Here is a 21526-nt window from a genome sequence, read left to right on the forward strand (position 1 = left end):
ACCAGTGAGGGCGATTGATGGAAACCGCCGAGATCCGGCGCCGTTGGCTGCAGTTCTTCGAGAGCAAGGGCCACACGGTCGTGCCGAGCGCCCCGCTCATCTACGACGATCCGAACCTGTTGTTCGTCAACGCGGGCATGGTGCCCTTCAAGCCGTACTTCCTCGGCCAGCAGACGCCCACGTTCACCCGTGCCACGAGCGTCCAGAAGTGTGTTCGCACCGGTGACATCGAAGAGGTCGGCAAGACGAGCCGTCACGGCACGTTCTTCCAGATGAACGGCAACTTCAGCTTCGGCGATTACTTCAAGGAAGACGCCGTCAAGTTCGCCTGGGAACTGCTGACGACCGACCAGAACGCCGGCGGCTACGGACTCGATGCCGACCGCCTGTGGCCAACGGTGTACGAGAGCGACGACGAGGCCTTCGAGATCTGGAAGAACGTCGTGGGCGTCGACGAGAAGCGCATCACGCGTCGTGACGCCAACGACAACTACTGGAGCATGGGCGTGCCCGGCCCCGGTGGCCCCTGCTCGGAGATCTTCTTCGACCGCGGCGCCGAGTACGGCACCGAGGGCGGCCCGGCGGTCGACGAGGACCGCTACATGGAGATCTGGAACCTCGTCTTCATGCAGTACGAACTGTCACAGGTGCGCAGCAAGGCCGACTTCGACGTCGCCGGCGAACTGCCGAAGCGCAACATCGACACGGGCATGGGTCTGGAGCGCATGGCGTCGCTGCTGCAGGGCGTCGACAACCTCTACGAGATCGACGAGGTCTACCCCGTCCTCGACATGGCGGCCGAGATGACCGGCAAGCGCTACGGCGCGCACTCGGGCCAGTCGTCGGCCAGCAGCCACCCCGACGACGTGCACCTGCGGGTGGTCGCCGACCACGTGCGCAGTTCGCTCATGCTCATCGGTGACGGCGTCACGCCCGGCAACGAAGGGCGCGGCTACGTGCTGCGCCGCATGCTGCGCCGCGCCGTGCGCGCGATGCGCCTGCTCGGCTACGCCGACCCGGCCCTGCCGCACCTGTTCCCGATCTCGATGGAGCGCATGTCGCAGTCGTACCCGGAACTGAAGACCGACTTCGCGCGCATCTCACAGATCGCCTACGCCGAGGAAGAGGCGTTCCGCCGCACGCTCGTGCAGGGCACGACGATCCTCGACACCGCGGTGAACAAGGCCAAGCAGGCGACGTCGAGCGAAGGCTCCGGTGCTGCGCCGGTGCTGTCGGGGGAGAAGGCCTTCAGCCTCCACGACACATACGGCTTCCCGATCGACCTCACGCTCGAGATGGCGGCCGAGCAGGGCGTCAGCGTCGACGAGCAGGGCTTCCGCCGCCTCATGACCGAGCAGCGCGAGCGCGCCAAGGCCGACGCCAAGGCGAAGAAGACCGGTCATGGCGACGTCGCCGTGTGGACGCAGCTGCGCGAGCAGGGCGCCACGGAGTTCCTCGCCTACCACGGACTCGAGGCCGAGGCGACCGTGCGCGGTCTCGTCTCAGGCGGCACGGCTGTCGAGGAGCTCGAGCCGGGCCAGAACGGTCAGATCGTGCTCGACCGCACCTCGTTCTACGCCGAGTCCGGTGGTCAGATCGCCGACGAGGGCATCATCGTCACATCCGGTGGCCGACTCAAGGTCATCGACGTGCAGCGCCCGGTCAAGGGCCTCATCGCGCACACCGTCGAGGTGCTCGACGGTCCGGTGCGCGTCGGCGAGGGTGTGCAGACGAAGGTCGACCCCGAGTGGCGAATCTCCGCGTGCCAGGCGCACTCGGGCACGCACGTCGTGCACGCCGCCCTGCGCGAGGTGCTCGGCCCGTCCGCGCTCCAGAGCGGCTCGTACAACAAGCCCGGCTACCTGCGTCTGGACTTCGCGTGGAACTCGGCGCTCTCGCCCGAGACCCGCAGTGAGATCGAAGAGGTGGCGAACCTCGCGGTGCGCCGCGACCTGCCGGTCTCCGCGCAGTACATGACGCTGCCCGAGGCCAAGAAGTGGGGCGCGCTGGCCCTCTTCGGCGAGACCTACGACGAGCAGGTGCGCGTCGTCGAGATCGGCGGCCCCTGGTCGCGTGAACTCTGCGGTGGTACGCACGTCGCCCACAGCTCGCAGGTGGGTGCACTGTCCCTCACAGGCGAGTCGTCGGTCGGTTCCGGAGTGCGGCGCCTCGAGGCCTTCGTCGGCATCGACGCCCTGCGTTACCTCGCCAAGGAGCGTGCTCTCGTCGCCGACCTCACGTCGATGACGAAGGCGCAGCCAGGTGAGCTCAAGGAGAAGATCTCCGAGATGCTCACCCGCATCAAGGACGCCGAGCGCGAGATCAGCCGCCTCAAGCAGCAGCAGATGGCCGCCGCGGCCGGCTCGCTCGTCGAGAACGCGAAGGACGTCTTTGGCGTCCGTTTCGTCTCGCATCACGACGAGTCGCTCGACGGTGACTCGGCTCGCACCCTCGCCATGGACCTGCGCTCGAAGCTCGGTGACTCGTCGCCGGCCGTCGTCGCCGTCGGTGGTGTGAGCAAGGGCCGTCCGGTCGTCGTCGTGGCGACGAACGCCCCTGCACGCGAGTGGCGCGTCAAGGCCGGTGACCTCGTCAAGGTCGCGGCCGGTGTCCTCGGCGGCGGTGGCGGCGGCAAGCCGGATCTCGCCCAGGGCGGTGGCCAGGACGCCTCCAAGCTCGGCGAGGCGCTCGCCGAGGTCGAGCACACCGTCGGCCGCACGGTCACGAACTGATACGGGCGGGGTGGCCATGAGAACCGGAGTGCGACTGGGCGTCGACGTCGGCACGGTACGTGTCGGCCTGGCAGCCAGTGACCCCTCCGGCATCATGGCCACCCCGATCCGCACGCTCGCTCGAGCGGAGTCGACGAACAAGGACGTCGTCGCCGTCGCGGAAGCGGCCGACGAGGCTCAGGCGCTCGAGGTCGTCGTCGGGCTGCCCCTCAACATGAAGGGCGAGGACACTGCGTCCACGGCGGCGGCCCGGGCGTGGGCCAACACGCTGAAGGGCCTTCGGCCGCAGCTTCGCGTGGTTCTCGTCGACGAACGTCTAACATCGGTGACCGCACACCGTGCCCTGCACGACAGCGGGGTGGCGGGACGTAAGCACCGCACGCACGTCGACCAACAGGCGGCGGTACTCATCCTGCAAGCTGCGCTCGACACCGAGCGCGGAACCGGCCGGCCCCCCGGGACCGAGGTCGGTGGGCGCAAACCCCGCGCCCGGCGCACGACGAAAGAAGGTGGCTCGCACCATGGGTAGTTCGCCCCGAGATCGACTCTTCGGCCGCGCCGAGGACGAGGTCGACCCGAGCCAGGCCGTGCGTCGTGAGGGAGAGCGTGGAGCGCAGACTCGCGCCGCGTTGCCCCAGGCCCGCAAGAACCCAGCCATGACGCGTCGTGAGCGACGCGACCGCGACGAGGCCCTGCGCGAAGCGGAGCGTCGTCGTGAGGCGGGGGAGACGTCGGTCGACTACAACCCGAACCGTCGCCGCGGCATGGTGCCCCTCGTTCTCGCCCTCGTCCTCGTCCTGGTCGGTGGAACGTTCGCCTGGCGGACTCTCGGCCTCGGCCTGCCCTCGTTCCAGAGCCAGGGTGGCGACTACGACGGCGCCGGTGAGGACGAGACCGTCGAGGTGAAGATCAACAAGGGCGACGCCGGCAGCACGATCGGTTCCTCCCTGGTCGAGGCCGGCGTCACGAAGTCGACGTCCGCGTTCGTCGAGGCCATGGCTGCCAACCCCAAGGTCAACCTCACCCCTGGTACCTACAAGCTGCGCAAGAAGCAGAGCGCCGAGTCCGCCTTGACGGCCCTGCAGGACCCGAAGAACCGCGTCGGCGGCGGCATCGTCATTCAGGAAGGTCTGTGGCAGAGCGAGATCTTCGCCAAGCTCTCCAAGGGCAGCGGTCGTCCGGTGAGTGAGTACGAGAAGGTCACCGCCAACCAGCTCGGCCTGCCCAAGTCGATGAACGGCAAGCTCGAGGGCTGGCTGTTCCCCTCGACCTACGACTTCGACAAGTCGATGACGGCCAAGGAGCAACTGCAGGCCATGGTGAAGAACACCAAGGACCAGCTCAACTCGCTCAACGTTCGCGCCGACCAGCTCCAGGAAGTGCTGACCAAGGCGAGCATCGTGCAGGCCGAGTCGCCGGCCGGGGCTGACGACGGCAAGGTCGCCCGCGTCATCGAGAACCGCCTCGACGAAAACATGCCCCTGCAGATGGACTCGAGCGTGCACTACATCATTCACAAGCGCGGCACGGTGACGACGAGTAACGAAGACCGCCAGAGCGACAGCCCGTACAACACGTACAAGCACAAGGGTCTGCCGCCGACGCCGTACAACAGCCCCGGTGCCGCGGCGATCAAGGCGGCAGCCAACCCGACGCCCGGCCCGTGGAAGTACTTCGTCACGGTCAACCAGGAGACGGGCGAGACGCTCTTCTCGGAGACCTACGACCAGCAGCTCGAGAACGAGAAGAAGTTCCGCGAGTGGTGCCAGAAGAACCCCGGTAAGTGCTGATGCCTCGGGCGCTCGTCATCGGTTCGCCGATCGGTCACTCGCGCTCGCCTGTCATCCACGAGGCGGGCTACCGGGCGGCCGGTCTCACCGACTGGTCGTACGACCGCGCCGAGGTGACGGCTGACGAGGTGCCCGAGTTCCTCGCCGGACTCGACTCCGATGTCCGCGGCCTCTCGGTGACGATGCCGTGCAAGGAGGCCGCCCTGGCGGCCGCCGCGACGGCCACGCCGCTCGCGACGGGCGTCGGCGCGGCCAACACGCTCGTGCGTACGGACGACGGCTGGCACGCCGACAACACGGACGTCGCCGGAGTCGTCGGTGCCCTGCGCGGTGCGGGGTGCGAGGGCACCCAGCACGCGGTCGTTCTCGGCTCGGGCGCCACGGCTCGCGCCGTCATCGCAGCTATGGCCGAACTCGGCGTCACGGACGTGACGTTCGTCGTGCGGACCACGGCACGTCCCGAAACCCTGGCCCTCGCCGACAAGCTCGGGATCGACGCACAGGTCGTCCGCCAGGACGCGGACGAGATGCCGGCCCTCGTCGGTCGCTGTCTGCTCGTCGTCTCCACCCTTCCGCAGGGCGGGGCCGACGTCGTCGCCGACCGCCTCGTCGACGCGCCTTCGCTGCGCATCGGGCCGGCGGCCGGGCCCTACGTGCTCGATGTCGTGTACGCCGACTGGCCGACGCGCCTCGCGCAGGTCATGCAGGAGCGCGGTGCCACCGTCGTCAACGGCCTCGACATGCTCGTCCATCAGGCCGCCGCGCAGTTCGAACTCTTCACGGCAACGCCCGCCCCCATTGCGGACATGATGCAGGCGGCCTCCGACGCCGTGAAATGATGACCGGCATGCTTCGTTGGTTGACCGCAGGTGAGTCGCACGGCCCGTCCCTCATGGGCGTCATCGAGGGCCTTCCGGCCGGTGTCGAGGTCACGAGCCAGAACATCGCCGACGCCCTTGCCCGCCGCCGCCTCGGCTACGGGCGCGGCGCGCGCATGCAGTTCGAGCAGGACGTCGTGACGTTCATCGGCGGCCTGCGCCACGGGGTGTCGCTCGGTTCTCCGCTCTCCCTGCAGATCGGCAACAGCGAATGGCCCAAGTGGGAGACCGTCATGGCTCCCGACCCCGTCGAGGCCGAGGCCTACGCGGCGTCCAACGACGTCAACGCCGAGAAGGAGATCGCCCGCAACCGGCCGCTCACGCGTCCGCGCCCCGGGCACGCGGACCTCGTCGGCATGCAGAAGTACGGCTTCGACGACGCCCGCCCCGTGCTCGAGCGCGCCTCGGCCCGTGAGACGGCGGCCCGCGTCGCCCTCGGCGAGATCGCAGCGCGCTTCCTCGAGCAGGCCTACGGCATTCGCCTCGTCAGCCACACCGTTGCGGTCGGCACGGCGGCCGTCAGCGATGACGCTCCGTTGCCCGGCCCCGATGACGTGGCCCGCCTCGACGCCGACCCGGTGCGCACCCTCGACGAGGACGGTTCCGCGGCGATGGTCGCGGAGATCGACTCGGCGAAGAAGTCGGGCGACACCCTCGGCGGCGTCGTCGAGGTCTGCGCGTACAACCTCCCGCCCGGCCTCGGTTCGCACGTTCACTGGGACCGCCGCCTCGACTCGCGTCTCGCGGGTGCCCTCATGGGCATCCAGGCCATCAAGGGAGTCGAGGTCGGTGACGGCTTCACCACCGCGCGCCGCCGTGGTTCCGAGGCCCACGACGAGATGGAGCGCACCGACGGCGTCATCCGCCGTCGCACGAACCGTGCCGGTGGCACCGAGGGTGGCATGTCCACCGGTGACGTGCTGCGGGTTCGTGCCGCGATGAAGCCCATCTCGACGGTGCCGCGCGCCCTGGCCACGGTCGATCTCGCCACCGGTGAGGCCGCAACGGCCATCCACCAGCGCTCCGACGTGTGCGCGGTGCCCGCTGCCGGCGTCGTGGCCGAGGCCATGGTCGCCCTCGTCCTGGCCGAGGCTTGCGTCGAGAAGTTCGGTGGCGACAGCGTCGCCGAGACGCGCCGTAACTACGAGAGCTACCTGGCGAACATCCCTGAGCTCCTCACGACGTGGGAGTGACGGACGTGACGCCGCCGCGCCGTCGACCGCGGGCTGTGCTCGTCGGGCCGATGGCGTCCGGCAAGACGTCCGTCGGTCGCAGTCTCGCCGCCCGGTGGGGCGTGGAACTGCGCGACAGCGATCACGTCATCGTCGAGCGCGCGGGACGACCCATCTCGGATATCTTCGCGTCCGACGGTGAGCAGGCCTTCCGTGACCTCGAGCGAGAGGTGATCCTCGGCGAACTCGAGTCGTTCGACGGAGTTCTGGCCCTCGGCGGCGGGGCGGTGCTCGACCCCTTGACACGAGAGGCGCTGGCAGATCACATCGTCGTCTCCCTCACGGTGGACGAGCGAAACGCCGGATTCCGCATCCGCGGGGACACGTCGCGTCCCGTGTTGGCGGGCGGTGGTCTGGAGACCTGGCGCCGTATCTACGCCGAGCGTCGCCACCTGTATGCCGAGGTCGGAACCGTCGAGGTCGACACCTCACGTGGCACGACCGGCGCGTCCGCCACCCGCATCATCGAAGCCCTCATCGAGGCAGGATACGAACGGGCCGCATCGACGGGCGGAAAGCGGCCGCTGCCGTCGTCGGTGCCCGTTCGCGCCGCGCCGAGCGACGCCTCCGACCGCACCACGTCAGGGAGCCCCACATGAGCGTCATCTCCGTTGCCGGTCGTTACGACGTGACGATCGGACGCGGCGTCCTCGAGCGCGCCGCGGCTGCGGTGCCGGACCCCGCCGCCCGCGTGCTCGTCATCGAACAGGCCGCCGTGGCCGCGGTGGCCGAGCGCGTCGCCGCTGATCTCACCGCGCGCGGGATCGAGGTGCTGCGTGAGGCCGTGCCCGACGGCGAGGCCGCGAAGACCGTCGAGGTCAGCGCGCACCTGTGGGGCGTCATGGCTCGGGCCGGATTCACGCGGACCGACGTGGTCGTCGGTGTCGGCGGGGGAGCGGTGACCGACCTCGCGGGCTGGGTGGCCGCGTCCTGGCTAAGGGGTGTCGGCGTCGTTCAGGTGCCGACGACGGTGCTCGCCATGGTCGACGCCGCGGTCGGCGGCAAGACCGGCATCAACATCGCGGAGGGCAAGAATCTCGTGGGCGCCTTCCACGAGCCGCTCGCCGTCGTCGCTGACCTCGAGACCGTCGAGACACTGCCGGCGCGCGACGTCGCCGCCGGCCTCGCGGAGGTCGTCAAGTGCGGGTTCATCCGCGACGAGCGCATCCTCGAGATCGTCGAGGCGTCTCCCGAAGCGGCACTCGACGTGCGTGGCGCGGCGCTGAGCGAGCTCGTCGAGCGAGCAGTGCAGGTCAAGGCCGATGTCGTCGCAGCCGACCTCAAGGAGTCGAGCCTGCGCGAGATCCTCAACTACGGCCACACGTTCGCCCACGCCATCGAGCAGCGCGAGAACTACACCTGGCGTCACGGCGACGCCGTCGCGGTGGGGTGCCTGTTCGCGGCCGAACTCGCTCGCGCTGCAGGCGTTCTCGACGACGCCTCGGTGGCGCGCCAACGCGCCGTCGTCACCGCCCTGGGACTGCCCACGACGTACACCGGGGGCGACTTCGACGAGATGCTCACCGTGATGGGGCGCGACAAGAAGACCCGAGGAAACCTGCTGCGTTTCGTCGTCCTGCACGCCATCGGCGACACGCATCGCCTCGAAGGGCCCAGCCGCGACGAGCTGCGCGCGGCCTTCGACGCCGTCACCGCTTGAGCCCGCCGCGAGCCGACGCTGCGACGAGCGCTCGCACCTGGTCGAGCGTCGGTGAGGGCTACCGCAGATCCTTTGCGACGCTCTGCGCCGGACCGGTGCCCACGCTGCTCGACCACGTCGCTCCGGCCATGGAGCGGCGTTCGGCGGTTCTGCTCGATGTCGGCTCCGGCACGGGCACGGTGGCTCGAGCCGCCGCTGGGCGCGGTTGGCGAGTTCTCGCTCTCGATCCCGAAGCCGACATGGCGTCGATGACACGCGATGCCCTGAACGCTTCGGACGAGGCGGCCCGGGTGATGCGCGCGGGGTTGCCGAACCTGCCGGTGACCTCGGCCGGCGTCGATGCCGTCGTGGCGAACTTCGTCGTCAACCATGTCGCCGATCCGCGTGCTGCGCTGGGCGAGGCGGCCCGGGTGGTGCGGCCCGGTGGGCTGCTGGCCCTGACGATCTGGACGCCGGGCAGCGCCGGATGGGCCGACCTCGTGGGCGCTGCCTTCGAGGCCGCCGACGCGACAACGCCGCCGTCTGCCCAGCTGCCCGAGCATCTCGACTTCGAGCGGAGCCCGGAAGGTCTGGCGGACATCACGCGCGCGGCCGGTCTGTCCGTTGTGGTGAAGGACCGGACGACGTGGCGGTGGGGCGTGAGCCCCGACGTTCTGTGGGCCGGGATCTCGTCGGGCGTGGCGGCCGCCGGCGCACGCTACCTCGCTCAGACGCCGGACGTGCGGTGCAGGAGCACTTCGTCCGTCTCGCGGCGGCTGAGGCACACGACGGGCTGCTGAACTTCGCCAGTGAGGCCACACTCGTCGTCGCGACGAAGCCGTCCGCACCCCTGACGAGCACCTGACCGCGACGACGAAGGCCGGAGGCCCACCGAGCGGTGAGGGCCCCGGCCCTTGTCGGCGTTCGTGGGAGAGCCGTCAGCGCGTGGGCTGCTCGGTGGCGGCAGTCTCCCGGTTGTCCTCGTTCTCACCGCCGAGGTGCACGAAGTCGCCCTCGACCATGATGCGCTCGATCTCGGCTGCGAGGTCGAGCCCGAGGCGTCCGTAACCCTCCGGGTAGCCGAAGACCTCGTCGAGCGCTACGCCGCGGCGCACACCGTCCATGAGTTCGAGGTCCTCCGGGCCGATGAGGGCCGGATGTGCCACACCGATCGCGTCGCTGATCTTGAGCAGGTCCTTGCGCAGGGCCAGGACGTAGTTCGCCATGCGGTGCTTCTTCTGGTGCGGGTCGAGGCCGTGAGCGAGCCACTTGTTCTGCGTGGCCACACCGGTGGGGCAGGTGTCCTCGTGGCACTTCTGCGTCTGCAGACACCCGATGGCCAGCATCGCCTCACGCGCCACGTTGATCATGTCGGCGCCCATGGCGAAAGCCTGCGTCGCCGTCAACGGCAGGCCGAGCTTGCCGGAGGCGATGAACACGACGTCGTCGCTCAACCCGGCCTCGTAGAAGGTCTTGTAGACGCGCGAGAACCCGACGGCCCAGGGGAGAGCGACGGAGTCGGAGAAGACGATGGGCGCGGCACCCGTGCCGCCCTCACCGCCGTCGATCGTGATGAAGTCGACTCCCCGGCGGGGACCGTCGGTGCTCGACATGAGGTCCGCGAGACGGTGCCAGAAGGCCATCTCGCCGACAGCGGACTTGATGCCGACCGGCAGACCCGTCCTCGTCGCGATGCGCTCGACGAAGTCGAGCATCGAGTCCTCGTCGTGGAACGCGGTGTGACGGCTGGGGGAGACGACCGTCTTGCCCTCGACGACACCTCGGATCTCCGCGATCTCCTTCGTCACCTTCGTGCCGGGCAGGACGCCACCGAGGCCGGGCTTGGCGCCTTGGGAGAGCTTGATCTCGATCGCCTTGACCGGCGCCGACTCGACGACGGCCACGAGACGCTCGAGGTCGAACTCGCCGTTCTCGTCACGGCACCCGAAGTAGCCGGTGCCGATTTGGAGAATGAGCTCGCCGCCCTGACGGTGATAGGTGGACAGGCCGCCCTCGCCCGTGTTGTGCATCGCGCCCGCAAGGTGCACGCCGGCGTTGATCGCCATGATGGCGTTGCCCGACAGCGAGCCAAAACTCATCGCCGAGACGTTGACGACGGAACGGGGGCGGAACGCCTTGGCGCGCCGGCGGGCGCCGCCCAGGACCTTCGCGCAAGGGATGGCGTGATCCTCCGTCTCGGCCGCCATCGACCGCGCGAAGGTGCGGTGCTTGATGATCGGGTAACCCTGCAGCGTCTCCATGTCATTGTCGGTGCCGAAGCCGGCGTAGTTGTTGACGCCCTTTGCGGAGCGGTAGATCCAGGCGCGCTGATCGCGGCTGAACGGACGCTCCTCGTCGTTGCTCGCGACGATGTACTGGCGCAACTCCGGGCCGATCAACTCCAGGCCGTAGCGGGCGTGACCCAAGACGGGGAAGTTGCGCAGGAGCGAATGGTCCTTCTGCGTGAGGTCACGCGCGGCCACACCGGCCGTTGCGACGAAAGGCAGGGAGGCGGCGATTCGAGACCACTTCATGGCCCCCATCTGAGCACACCGACGCGTGAAACGCATCACCCCGGCCGTGCCTGATCCGGGGTTGCGCGCGTACGCGATTCGGGCCGGTGCGCCGCGCCCCCTAGAATGACGGGGATGCCCGTGCGTCTCGTGCGGGTGACAACGACAGATTCAGCAACGACAAGCGCTGTTCGCCGCCTCCTGGGTGGCATCACAGCGACGACGTGACGTGGCAGACCGGGCCAGGCCCGTGCCGCGCGAGCAACGAAGGCGGAAATCCGTGGCGAGCACGAACGACCTCAAGAACGGCATGGTTCTCAAGATCGACAACGGGCTGTGGTCCGTCGTCGAGTTCCAGCACGTGAAGCCGGGCAAGGGCCCCGCCTTCGTCCGCACGAAGCTCAAGAACGTCCTCTCGGGCAAGATCGTCGACAAGACCTTCAACGCAGGCGTCAAGGTCGAGACCGCCAACGTCGACCGCTCCGACATGCAGTACCTGTACCAGGACGGCGGCGACTACGTCTTCATGGACACAAAGACGTACGACCAGATCAACATCCCCGCGGAGACCGTCGGTGACGCGGCGAACTTCCTCCTCGAGAACCAGGAAGCGATCGTCGCGACGAACGAGGGCACCGTCCTCTACGTCGAGCTGCCGGCCTCCGTCGTCCTCGAGATCACGCACACCGAGCCGGGCCTGCAGGGCGACCGCTCCACCGGTGGCACGAAGCCTGCAACGCTGGAGACCGGCGCCGAGATCCAGGTCCCGCTGTTCCTCGAGCAGGGCACCAAGGTCAAGGTCGACACGCGTGACGGTTCCTACCTGGGCCGCGTCAACTGATTCATGGGCGCTCGCACCAAGGCGCGCAAGCGCGCCCTCGACCTGCTCTTCGAAGCCGAACAGCGCGGCGTCAACGCCCGTGACCTGCTCGACGAGCGCGTCCTCGCCCCCGTGACCCCGGCGCCGCTGCCGGAGTACACCGCCGTGCTCGTGCGTGGTGTTGTCGACAACTGGCGATCCATCAACGAGGCGCTCGAGACCTACGCCAAGGGCTGGTCGCTCGAGCGCATGCCGGCCGTCGACCGCGCCCTGCTGCGCGTCTCGGCGTACGAGGTGCTCTACGTCGAGGACGTTCCGGACGGCGTCGCCGTCTCCGAGGCGAAGAACCTCGCCACCGAGCTGTCGACCGACAACTCGCCGCAGTTCATCGGCGGCCTGTTGACGAAGCTCTCCGAGGTCAAGTCCTCGCTCGTCGACTGAAACTCGCCGACTCCAGTTCCGCCGAAGCGCCCGCACCCCATGGAGGGGTTGCGGGCGTTTCGACGTCCGATCAGCTCGCGACCTGCTGGAGGAGGCGAGCGCCGCTGCGTTCGAGCCTGCGGGCTGGGGTGTCGCTCGGGTCGGTCACGGCCGTCATCTTGCCAGAGGAAGGGCATGTAAACTCGGGCACGGAATCATCCTTTAACGATCCGTCCCGTGAGGCGGCGAAGGAGGCCTGCGCATGACGCGCGACGACATGGGAGTAACCGGGAACGGGCACCCCGCCGACACCGAATCGGGCCGCGAGGCGGCCGGTTCACCGCCCGATGTGGGGAGGGTGGTGCTGTCGGCTCCCGAGATCGCGCGAGCTCTGCGCCGCATCTCCCACGAGATCCTCGAACGCAACAAGGGCGCCGACGATCTCGTCCTCCTCGGCATCCCGACGCGCGGAGCGCACCTCGCCCGCCGCCTCGGTGACGCCCTCAAGGCCGTCGAAGGCGTCGACATCCCCGTCGGCACGCTCGACGTCACGATGTACCGCGACGATCTGCGCAAGAACCCGGCTCGCGTAGCCCACCACAGTGACATCCCCGCCAGTGGCATCGACGAGCGCACAGTCGTCCTCGTCGACGACGTGCTCTTCTCCGGACGCACGGTCCGCGCCGCTCTCGACGCCCTCGGCGATCTCGGCCGTCCGAAGGCCGTGCGCCTCGCCGTCCTCGTCGACCGCGGGCACCGCGAACTTCCGATCCGTGCCGACCACGTGGGCAAGAACCTGCCGACCGCCACGAGCGAGCACGTGCGGGTTTCCATCACCGAGATCGACGGCGCCGACGAGGTTCGCATCTCAGGTTCCGCCGCAAGGAGCGACGCATGAAGCACCTTCTCTCGGCAGCCGACCTGAGCCGTGACATGGCCGGGCAGATCCTCGAGACCGCAGGTGCGATGCACGACGTGCAGAACCGCGAGGTCAAGAAGCTCCCTGCGCTACGCGGACGCACCGTCGTCAATCTCTTCTTCGAGGACTCGACCCGCACCCGCAGTTCCTTCGAGATCGCGGGCAAGTGGCTCTCGGCCGACGTCATCAACGTCAGCGCCAAGGGATCGAGCGTGAGCAAGGGCGAGTCGCTGCGCGACACCGTGCTCACGGTCGCCGCCATGGGCGTCGACGGTCTCGTCATCCGCCACATGCGCTCCGGCGCTCCGCTGCAGGTGAGCCAGTGGGTCGAATGCATGGTGGTCAACGCCGGTGACGGCACCCACGAGCACCCCACCCAGGCCCTGCTCGACGCCTACACGATGCAGGCGCAGCTCGGCACGCTCGAGGGCAAGCACGTCGTCATCGTCGGCGATCTGACGCACAGCCGTGTCGTGCGTTCGAACCTCATCCTGCTCAAGACGCTCGGCGCGCACGTCACGCTCGTCGCGCCGCCGACGCTCATGCCCAGCGGTATCGCCGCGTGGGCTGGGGCCGACGGATTCGAGACGAGCTACGACCTCGACGCCGTGCTCCCGCACGCCGACGCCGTCATGATGCTGCGCGTGCAACGTGAGCGGATGTCGGGCGGTTACTTCCCGACGCCCCGCGAGTACACGGTCGGGTACGGACTCACGCGCGACCGCCTCGGCCTCCTGCCGGCGCACGCCGTCATCTGCCATCCGGGGCCCATGAACCGCGGCCTCGAGATCAGCCCCGACGCCGCCGACGAAGCGCGTTCCAAGGTGCTCGACCAGGTCAGCGCCGGTGTTGCCGTGCGCATGAGCGTTCTCTACCACCTGCTCGTCTCGAACGAAGGAGCCGGCGCCTGATGGCCAGCACGACCGACTACCTCATCACCGGCGCCGACGTCGTCGGCAGCGGGGCCGCCGACATCCTCGTGCGCGACGGGCGTATCGCCGAAATCGGTACGGGGCTCGATGTTCCGTCCGGCATCGAGCGCGTCGACGCCGACGGCCTCGTCGCTCTTCCCGGCCTCGTCGACCTGCACACGCACCTGCGGGAGCCGGGCCGTGAGGACGCCGAGACGATCCGCACCGGATCGGCCGCCGCCGCAGCCGGTGGCTTCACGGCCGTCTTCGCGATGGCCAACACGAACCCCGTCACCGACACCGCGGAGGCCGCCGAGCGGATCGCCAAACTGGGGGAGCGCGTCGGTCTCGTCGACGTCCACCCCGTCGGTGCCGTGACGAAGAGCCTCGCCGGTGAGGAGCTCGCCGAGCTCGGTCTCATGGCGCGCAGCCGCGCCCAGGTGCGCGTGTTCTCCGACGACGGCAAGTGCGTCCACGACGCCCGCCTCATGCGCCGCGCGCTCGAGTACGTCAAGGCGTTCGACGGCGTTGTCAGCCAGCACGCCCAGGATCCGTTGCTCGCCGACGGCTCCGCGTGCTGCCACGAGGGCGAGGTCGCCGGACGCCTCGGGTTGCCCGGCTGGCCGGGTGTCGCCGAGGAGGTCATCGTCGCGCGCGACGTGATGCTGGCCCGCCACACGGGCAGCCGCGTGCACATCGCGCACGCCTCCACCGCGGGCACCGTCGAGGTGCTGCGCTGGGCCAAGTCGCTCGGCATCGACGTCACCGCGGAGGTCACGCCGCACCACCTCATGCTCGAGACCGACCTGCTCGCCGGGTACGACCCGGTGTTCAAGGTCAACCCGCCGCTGCGTCCCGCGGAGGACATCGAGGCCGTGCGCGAGGCGCTCGCCGACGGCACGATCGACGCCGTCGCCACCGACCACGCCCCGCACGCCCGCCACGACAAGGAGCACGCCTTCGCCGACGCCGCGTTCGGCATGCTCGGGCTCGAGCAGGCGCTCGCGGTGCTCCACACGACGATGGTCGAACCGGGCCGCATGACGTGGGCGCAGGTTGCCGAGGCCACCTCAGCGCGGCCAGCGCGCATCGCCCGCCTGACGTCGCAGGGCGGCGGCCTCGTGGCCGGTGCCCCCGCGAACATCACCCTCTTCGATCCCGCGGTGACGAACGTCGTCGACCGCGAGGAATCGAAGTCGCTTTCCCGCAACAACCCCTGGCACGGACGCACGCTCAAGGGCGCCGTCGCCGCGACGTTCCTGCGCGGACGCCGCACCTTCGCCAACGGAGAGGTTCACCAGTGACCACGAACGATCAGACCGGCGTTCTCGCCCGGCGTTCCGACGCCGTGCTCGTCCTCGAGGACGGGCGCGTCTTCCGCGGTCGCAGCTACGGCGCCGAGGGTACGACGTTCGGTGAGGCCGTCTTCTCAACCGGGATGTCCGGCTACCAGGAGACGCTGACCGACCCGAGCTATCACAAGCAGGTCGTCGTCATGACGGCGCCGCACGTCGGCAACACCGGCATGAACGACGAGGACGAGGAGTCGCGCCGCATCTGGGTGGCCGGCTACGTCGTACGCGACCCCGCCATCCGCCCGTCGAACTGGCGCAGCGTGCGCACGCTCGAGGACGACCTCGTCGAGCAGGGCATCGTCGGAATCTGCGAGATCGACACGCGCGCCCTCACGCGTCACCTGCGCGAGCGCGGCGCCATGCGTGTTGGCGTCTTCTCCGGCGCGGACGCGGACAAGCTGGACTCCGAACTCCTCGAGGCCGTGAAGAATGCGCCGACGATGGAGGGCAGCGAGCTCGCGTCCGAGGTCGCGACGAAGGAGACCTACGTCGTCCCGGCCCAGGGCGAGAAGAAGTTCACCGTGGCCGCGGTCGACCTCGGCATCAAGTCGAACACCCCGCGCATGATGAGCGAGCGCGGCATCGAGGTGCACGTCATGCCGGCCACGGCGACGCTCGAGGAGGTGCAGGCGATCGACCCCGACGGTGTGTTCTTCTCGAACGGCCCCGGCGACCCCGCCACCGCCCCTCAGGTCGGCCTCCTGCGTGACGTACTCGGCGCCGGCATTCCGTACTTCGGCATCTGCTTCGGCAACCAGCTGCTCGGACGCGCCCTCGGCTTCGGCACGTACAAGCTTAAGTACGGCCACCGCGGCATCAACGTGCCCGTGCTCGACAAGGAGAGCGGCACCGTCGAGATCACCGCCCAGAACCACGGCTTCGCCGTCGACGCGCCCATCGAGGGGCACACCGACGCCCCCGCGGACGCCGAGCACGGCACGAGCTTCGGACGCGTCGAGGTCTCGCACGTGTGCCTCAACGACGACGTCGTCGAGGGGCTTCGCTGCCTCGACATCCCCGCCTTCTCGGTGCAGTACCACCCGGAGGCCGCAGCCGGGCCGCACGACGCGGCCTACCTGTTCGACCGCTTCGTCGCCATGATGAGCGACCACAACGACGCGAAGGTGAGCGCCTGATGCCCAAGAACACCGACATCAAGAGCGTCCTCGTCATCGGCTCCGGCCCGATCGTCATCGGCCAGGCCGCGGAGTTCGACTACTCGGGTACGCAGGCCTGCCGCGTGCTGCGAGAGGAGGGCCTTCGCGTCATCCTCGTCAACTCCAACCCGGCGACGATCATGACCGACCCGGAGACCGCAGACGTCACCTACGTCGAGCCGATCACGCCCGAGATCGTTGCCTCCATCATCGAGAAGGAGCGCCCGGACGCCGTCCTCGCCACCCTCGGTGGTCAGACGGCGCTCAACACGGCCATCGCGCTGCACAAGGACGGCGTGCTCGAGAAGTACGGCTGCCCGCTCATCGGCGCCAACGTCGAAGCCATCGAGCTCGGCGAGGACCGCGAGAAGTTCAAGGGCGTCGTCGAGCGCTGTGGCGCCGAGTCGGCCCGTTCCTACATCTGCCACTCCATGGACGACGTGCTCGCCGGCGCCGAGGAGCTCGGCTACCCGGTCGTCGTGCGCCCCTCGTTCACCATGGGTGGCCTCGGCTCCGGTTTCGCTTACGACGAGACCGACCTGCGCCGCATGGCCGGCGCGGGCCTGCAGGCCAGCCCGACCACCGAGGTGCTCCTCGAGGAGTCGATCCTCGGGTGGAAGGAGTACGAGCTCGAGGTGATGAGGGACAACGTCGACAATGTCGTTGTTGTCTGTTCCATCGAGAACTTCGACCCCATGGGTGTTCACACCGGTGACTCCATCACGGTGGCCCCGTCGCTGACGCTCACCGACCGCGAGTACCAGCGCATGCGTGACGTCGGCATCGCCGTCATCCGCGAGGTCGGCGTCGACACCGGCGGCTGCAACATCCAGTTCGCCATCAACCCGGCCGACGGCCGCATGATCGTCATCGAGATGAACCCGCGCGTCTCGCGTTCGTCGGCGCTCGCGTCGAAGGCCACCGGCTTCCCGATCGCCAAGATCGCGGCGAAGATGGCCATCGGCTACACCCTCGACGAGGTGCCGAACGACATCACGGCCGAGACGCCGGCGAGCTTCGAGCCGACGCTCGACTACATCGTCGTCAAGGTGCCGCGCTTCGCGTTCGAGAAGTTCCCGGCCGCCGACCCGACCCTGACGACGACCATGAAGTCCGTCGGCGAGGCCATGGCGCTGGGCCGCAACTTCACCGAGGCGCTGCAGAAGGCGCTGCGTTCCATCGAGCGCAAGGAGGCGCAGTTCCACTGGCGCGCCGACGACCTGCCGACGCCCGAGATGGCGCGCGAGCTGCTCGAGCAGGCCAAGCGCCCGACCGACGGCCGCATCCTGCTCGTCCAGCAGGCGCTGCGTGGCGGCCTCAGCGTCGAAGAGGTGCACGAGGCCACGAAGATCGACCCGTGGTTCCTCGACCAGCTGCAGCTCATCAACGAGGTGGCCGAGGAGATCTCGCGCGCACCCCAGCTGACGCCGGAACTGCTGCGCCTGGCGAAGAAGCACGGCTTCTCCGACGCCCAGCTCGCACAGCTGACGGGCATGAAGGAGGACGTCGTGCGCGGCGTCCGCCACGCGCTCGGTGTGCGCCCGGTCTACAAGACGGTCGACACCTGTGCAGCCGAGTTCGCTGCGCAGACGCCGTACTACTACTCCTCCTACGACGAGGAGAGCGAGGTGCTGCCGCGCGAGAAGCCCGCCGTCATCATCCTCGGCTCGGGCCCCAACCGCATCGGTCAGGGCATCGAGTTCGACTACTCGTGCGTGCACGCCTCGTTCGCGCTGCGTGACGCCGGCTTCGACACCGTCATGGTCAACTGCAACCCCGAGACGGTCTCCACCGACTACGACACGAGCTCGCGCCTCTACTTCGAGCCGCTGACGCTCGAGGACGTGCTCGAGGTCGTCCACGCCGAGCGTGAGGCCGGTCCGCTCGCGGGCGTCATCGTCCAGCTCGGTGGCCAGACGCCGCTCGGCCTGGCGCGCGCCCTCAAGGCCGAGGGCGTGCCGATCGTCGGCACGTCTCCCGAGGCCATCGACCTGGCCGAGGACCGCGGAGCGTTCGGCCGCGTGCTCGCCGAGGCGAACCTGCCCGCGCCGCGCCACGGCATCGCCTACTCGGCCGACGAGGCCGTCGAGGTGGCCCGTGAGATCGGCTTCCCGGTGCTCGTGCGCCCGAGCTACGTGCTCGGTGGCCGCGGCATGGAGATCGTCTACGACGACGACACGCTGCGTGGGTACGTCACGCGTGCGACGACGGCGTCGCCCGAGCACCCCGTGCTCGTCGACCGCTTCCTCGACGAAGCCATCGAGATCGACGTCGACTGCCTCTACGACGGCAAGGAGATGTACCTCGGCGGCATCATGGAGCACGTCGAGGAGGCCGGAATCCACTCCGGTGACTCGGCCTGCGTCCTGCCGCCGGCAACGCTCGGCACCGAGGAGCTCGACCGCGTTCGCGCCTCGACGCTCGCCCTCGCCGAGGGCATCGGTGTGCGCGGCCTCATGAACGTGCAGTTCGCGCTCGCTCAGGACGTGCTCTACGTTCTCGAGGCCAACCCGCGCGCCAGCCGTACGGTGCCGTTCGTCGCCAAGGCAACGTCCGTGCCGCTCGCCAAGGCCGCCGCCCGCCTCATGCTCGGCTCCTCGATCGCCGACCTGCGCGCCGAGGGCATGCTGCCGCCCACCGGGGACGGTTCGCACCTGCCTCTCGACGCTGCGGTCTCGGTCAAGGAGGCCGTGCTGCCGTTCCAGCGCTTCCGCACCGCCGAGGGAGAGGTCGTCGACTCACTCCTCGGCCCGGAGATGCGCTCCACCGGTGAGGTCATGGGCATCGACGCCGACTTCGCCACCTCGTTCGCCAAGGCGATGCTCGGTTCGGGCCAGGGGCTGCCGCGCTCGGGCAACATCTTCGTTTCGTGCGCCAACCGCGACAAGCGCGCCATGTTGTTCCCCGTCAAGCGCCTCGTCGACCTCGGCTTCACGGTGCTCGCGACGAGCGGAACGTCGGACGTGCTGCGTCGCAACGGCATCGCCTCGACCACGGTGCGCAAGCACTCGCAGGGTCAGGGCGAGGACGGCGAGAAGACAATCGTTCAGCGCATCCTCGACGGCGAGGTCGGCATGATCGTCAACACGCCGTCCGGCCAGGATGCGCGCGCCGACGGTTACGCGATCCGCGCGGCGGGAACGTCGATGAACGCGCCCGTCATCACGACGGTTCAGGAGCTCGCCGCAGCCGTGCAGGCCATCGAGGCCGGCATGCAGGGCGAGTTCTCGGTGAAGTCGTTGCAGGAGCACGCGGCCGACCTCAACCTGTTCGCGGCGCGCTGAGGCCCGCCCTGAACGCACGCACGACACCGGATGCGCAGGCGTCGCCGTCGAACGCCGACGGCGTCGTCTCCGTCACGGGTGAACTCATCGCCACGCGGCGCGTCGGCGCCTTCGTCGCGCACACCTTCGTCGCGCCCGGCATCGCCGAGGCGGCGCGGCCGGGACAGCTCGTTTCGGTGGCGATCGGTGACGAGGCGTCGGCGATCATCACCCGACGCGCGCTGCCGCTGCGGGCCGTCACTCCCACGGGCACGTTCGGCGGCACCGTCGAGGTCGTCATCGACCCCGACGCCGACGAGGCCAGTGCCTGGCTCGCCGGGCGACGCCTCCACGACGAGGTGAGCATCCTCGGCCCGCTCGGGCGTGGCTTCCCGCTGCCGTCGCAGCCGGTGCGTGCGGTCGTCGCGGGCGTCGGTGCCAGCGCGGCGCCGCTCGTGTGGCTCATCACCGAACTGCGTCGAGCGGGGAGCCAGGTGCCGCGCGTCGTCATCGGCGGTCGCGACGACCGTCACCTGCTCGGTGTCATCGAAGCACGCCGTCTCGTGGGTGACGTCGTCACCGTGGTGCCGGAAGCGGGGGGAGTGACGTCGCTCGAATACCTCGTGCAGGTCGCGCTCGATGCCGCGCTCCGCGAGAGTGACGCCCCGGTGGTCTATGCGGCCGGCGACGTGTCGGCTCTTGCGGCGATGACGGCGGCCTCCCAGGGTCGAGGGGCCGTGCTGCAGGGTGCGTTCGACGTGCCCATGCCGTGCGGCACCGGCCTGTGCGGTGCGTGCATCGTGCCGGTCGCCGGGGCGTCCGGCGACGTTCGCAGTGTTCGATGCTGCAGCGAGGGCCCGGTGCTGCCCGGTGACCGCGTCGTCTGGCACGACCTGTTGGAGCAGCGATGAGTCCGCAGACGCCGAAGGGCGCTGAGCCGCAGACGAACACGCCTCCCGAAGACATCGACGTGTCGGTCACGCTCGGCAACCACCGCCTCGCCTCGCCGCTTCTCGCGGCGTCCGGCTGTGGCGGGTTCGGGCACGAACTCGTGCGCTGGGGTGGACTCGGCGGGTTCGGGGCCCTCGTCACGCCGACGCTGACGAGTGAAGCTCGCGAGAGTAGCGAACGTCGCGTCGTCGTCGAGACACCCTCGGGAGTCGTGCACCCACACGACGTGCCGAACATCGGTGCCAACGCCTTGAGCGCCACGCGGCTGCCGTGGGAGATCTGCGGCGAGACGCCGGTCGTCGCGTCGATCGCGGGGGACACGAGCGGCGACTTCGCCGAGGCTGCTGCGGCCGTGCGTCGTCGCACCGCAGCGCGCGGTCTGCTCGGTGTCGAGATGAACCTGTCCGTGCCGAACGAGGCGAACAGCGGGCGCCCCTTCGCGCGTGACGAGTACGCCGTGACGAAGGTCGTCGCCCGTGTGCGCGAACACCTCCCACGCAACCTGCTCCTCTTCGCCAAGCTCACGTTGGGCACGGATGTCGTCGAGTTGGCCCGCGCCGCACTGAAGTCGGGTGCCGACGTCATCGTCGTCGGTCACCCGCCGGCAGCGACGAGCATCGACCCGACGACGCTGAGACCCCGCACGCGCGGCGCGGCGACGATGGCCGGCCCGGCACTGCTGCCCATGACGCTCGGCGCCGTCTTCGAACTCAAGGCCGCGATGATCGCCGGCCGACTCCCGAGCGCGCCGATCGTCGCCGGGGGCGGCATCGCGCGGGCCGAGGACGTCGTCGCAGCCCTCGCTGCGGGAGCGAGCGCGGTGCAGATGGGAACCGCGCTCATCCGCGACCCACGCGCCGGCGTCACGACCCTCGACGCACTGCGCCGTCACTGCGCAGAGCTCTCCATGCCCCCGTCCGCCATGACCGCCGTCGCGCACCGCTGA

The 21526-nt window shown here is 69.3% G+C and carries 18 protein-coding genes; 17 read left to right on the forward strand and 1 reads right to left on the reverse strand.

What is annotated here, in order from left to right; all coding sequences use genetic code 11:
- Window positions 1-17: 17 nt before the first annotated feature.
- Genes alaS through IM689_RS13970 form a run of 8 tightly spaced genes read left to right on the forward strand, consistent with a single transcriptional unit; the run spans window position 18 to window position 9071 of the window.
- On the forward strand, window positions 18-2732 hold the full coding sequence (gene alaS / locus IM689_RS13935; RefSeq protein ID WP_193644465.1) for an alanine--tRNA ligase: 2715 nt from the start codon (window positions 18-20) through the stop codon (window positions 2730-2732).
- Between the two features lie 16 nt (window positions 2733-2748).
- Window positions 2749-3261 carry a Holliday junction resolvase RuvX gene (ruvX, locus tag IM689_RS13940; protein WP_193644466.1) on the forward strand — a complete coding sequence of 171 codons (513 nt, stop codon included), beginning with the start codon at window positions 2749-2751 and terminating at the stop codon, window positions 3259-3261.
- Window positions 3254-4522 (forward strand): endolytic transglycosylase MltG, encoded by a 1269-nt coding sequence (gene mltG, locus IM689_RS13945; RefSeq protein WP_193644467.1) that lies wholly within the window; start codon window positions 3254-3256, stop codon window positions 4520-4522. The genes ruvX and mltG overlap by 8 nt, the downstream gene beginning before the upstream one ends.
- Window positions 4522-5361 (forward strand): shikimate dehydrogenase, encoded by an 840-nt coding sequence (locus tag IM689_RS13950; RefSeq protein WP_227484890.1) that lies wholly within the window; start codon window positions 4522-4524, stop codon window positions 5359-5361. The genes mltG and IM689_RS13950 overlap by 1 nt, the downstream gene beginning before the upstream one ends.
- 8 nt (window positions 5362-5369) lie before the next feature.
- Complete coding sequence (gene aroC, locus IM689_RS13955) at window positions 5370-6593, forward strand: chorismate synthase (protein WP_193644469.1); 1224 nt, start codon at window positions 5370-5372, stop codon at window positions 6591-6593.
- Window positions 6594-6598: 5 nt separating this feature from the next.
- Entirely contained in the window at window positions 6599-7231 is a 633-nt protein-coding gene (locus tag IM689_RS13960; RefSeq protein ID WP_193644470.1) for a shikimate kinase, read from the forward strand.
- Window positions 7228-8292, forward strand: a complete 1065-nt coding sequence (gene aroB / locus IM689_RS13965; protein WP_193644471.1) for a 3-dehydroquinate synthase — start codon at window positions 7228-7230, stop codon at window positions 8290-8292. Before IM689_RS13960 ends, aroB begins: the two co-directional genes overlap by 4 nt.
- On the forward strand, window positions 8289-9071 hold the full coding sequence (locus tag IM689_RS13970; protein ID WP_193644472.1) for a class I SAM-dependent methyltransferase: 783 nt from the start codon (window positions 8289-8291) through the stop codon (window positions 9069-9071). The genes aroB and IM689_RS13970 overlap by 4 nt, the downstream gene beginning before the upstream one ends.
- Window positions 9072-9209: 138 nt before the next feature.
- Here IM689_RS13970 and IM689_RS13975 read toward each other — a convergent pair whose 3' ends face one another.
- A complete protein-coding gene (locus IM689_RS13975; protein ID WP_193644473.1) occupies window positions 9210-10805 on the reverse strand; it encodes an FMN-binding glutamate synthase family protein in 1596 nt (531 codons plus the stop codon).
- A 259-nt stretch (window positions 10806-11064) separates the two neighbouring features.
- Here IM689_RS13975 and efp point away from each other — a divergent pair, with 259 nt between their 5' ends.
- The 9 genes from efp to IM689_RS14020 all read left to right on the forward strand — a co-directional run bounded on the left by efp (window position 11065) and on the right by IM689_RS14020 (window position 21526).
- A complete protein-coding gene (gene efp, locus IM689_RS13980) occupies window positions 11065-11625 on the forward strand; it encodes an elongation factor P (RefSeq protein ID WP_047312690.1) in 561 nt (186 codons plus the stop codon).
- Window positions 11626-11628: 3 nt separating this feature from the next.
- Window positions 11629-12045, forward strand: coding sequence for a transcription antitermination factor NusB (nusB, locus tag IM689_RS13985; RefSeq protein ID WP_047312691.1), 417 nt, complete (start codon window positions 11629-11631; stop codon window positions 12043-12045).
- Window positions 12046-12286: 241 nt separating this feature from the next.
- Window positions 12287-12922: a bifunctional pyr operon transcriptional regulator/uracil phosphoribosyltransferase PyrR gene (pyrR, locus tag IM689_RS13990; protein WP_118912518.1), complete on the forward strand. Its 636-nt coding sequence runs from the start codon at window positions 12287-12289 to the stop codon at window positions 12920-12922.
- Entirely contained in the window at window positions 12919-13854 is a 936-nt protein-coding gene (locus tag IM689_RS13995) for an aspartate carbamoyltransferase catalytic subunit (protein WP_193644474.1), read from the forward strand. Before pyrR ends, IM689_RS13995 begins: the two co-directional genes overlap by 4 nt.
- Entirely contained in the window at window positions 13854-15158 is a 1305-nt protein-coding gene (locus tag IM689_RS14000) for a dihydroorotase (protein ID WP_193644475.1), read from the forward strand. Before IM689_RS13995 ends, IM689_RS14000 begins: the two co-directional genes overlap by 1 nt.
- On the forward strand, window positions 15155-16345 hold the full coding sequence (gene carA, locus IM689_RS14005) for a glutamine-hydrolyzing carbamoyl-phosphate synthase small subunit (RefSeq protein WP_193644476.1): 1191 nt from the start codon (window positions 15155-15157) through the stop codon (window positions 16343-16345). The genes IM689_RS14000 and carA overlap by 4 nt, the downstream gene beginning before the upstream one ends.
- Entirely contained in the window at window positions 16345-19650 is a 3306-nt protein-coding gene (gene carB, locus IM689_RS14010) for a carbamoyl-phosphate synthase large subunit (protein ID WP_193644477.1), read from the forward strand. Before carA ends, carB begins: the two co-directional genes overlap by 1 nt.
- 176 nt (window positions 19651-19826) lie before the next feature.
- On the forward strand, window positions 19827-20540 hold the full coding sequence (locus IM689_RS14015) for an iron-sulfur cluster-binding protein (RefSeq protein WP_319803900.1): 714 nt from the start codon (window positions 19827-19829) through the stop codon (window positions 20538-20540).
- Window positions 20537-21526: a nitronate monooxygenase gene (locus tag IM689_RS14020; protein WP_193644478.1), complete on the forward strand. Its 990-nt coding sequence runs from the start codon at window positions 20537-20539 to the stop codon at window positions 21524-21526. Before IM689_RS14015 ends, IM689_RS14020 begins: the two co-directional genes overlap by 4 nt.

It is taken from the genome of Dermacoccus barathri, from assembly GCF_015070805.1.
GTDB classification, from domain to species: Bacteria; Actinomycetota; Actinomycetes; order Actinomycetales; family Dermatophilaceae; genus Dermacoccus; species Dermacoccus abyssi.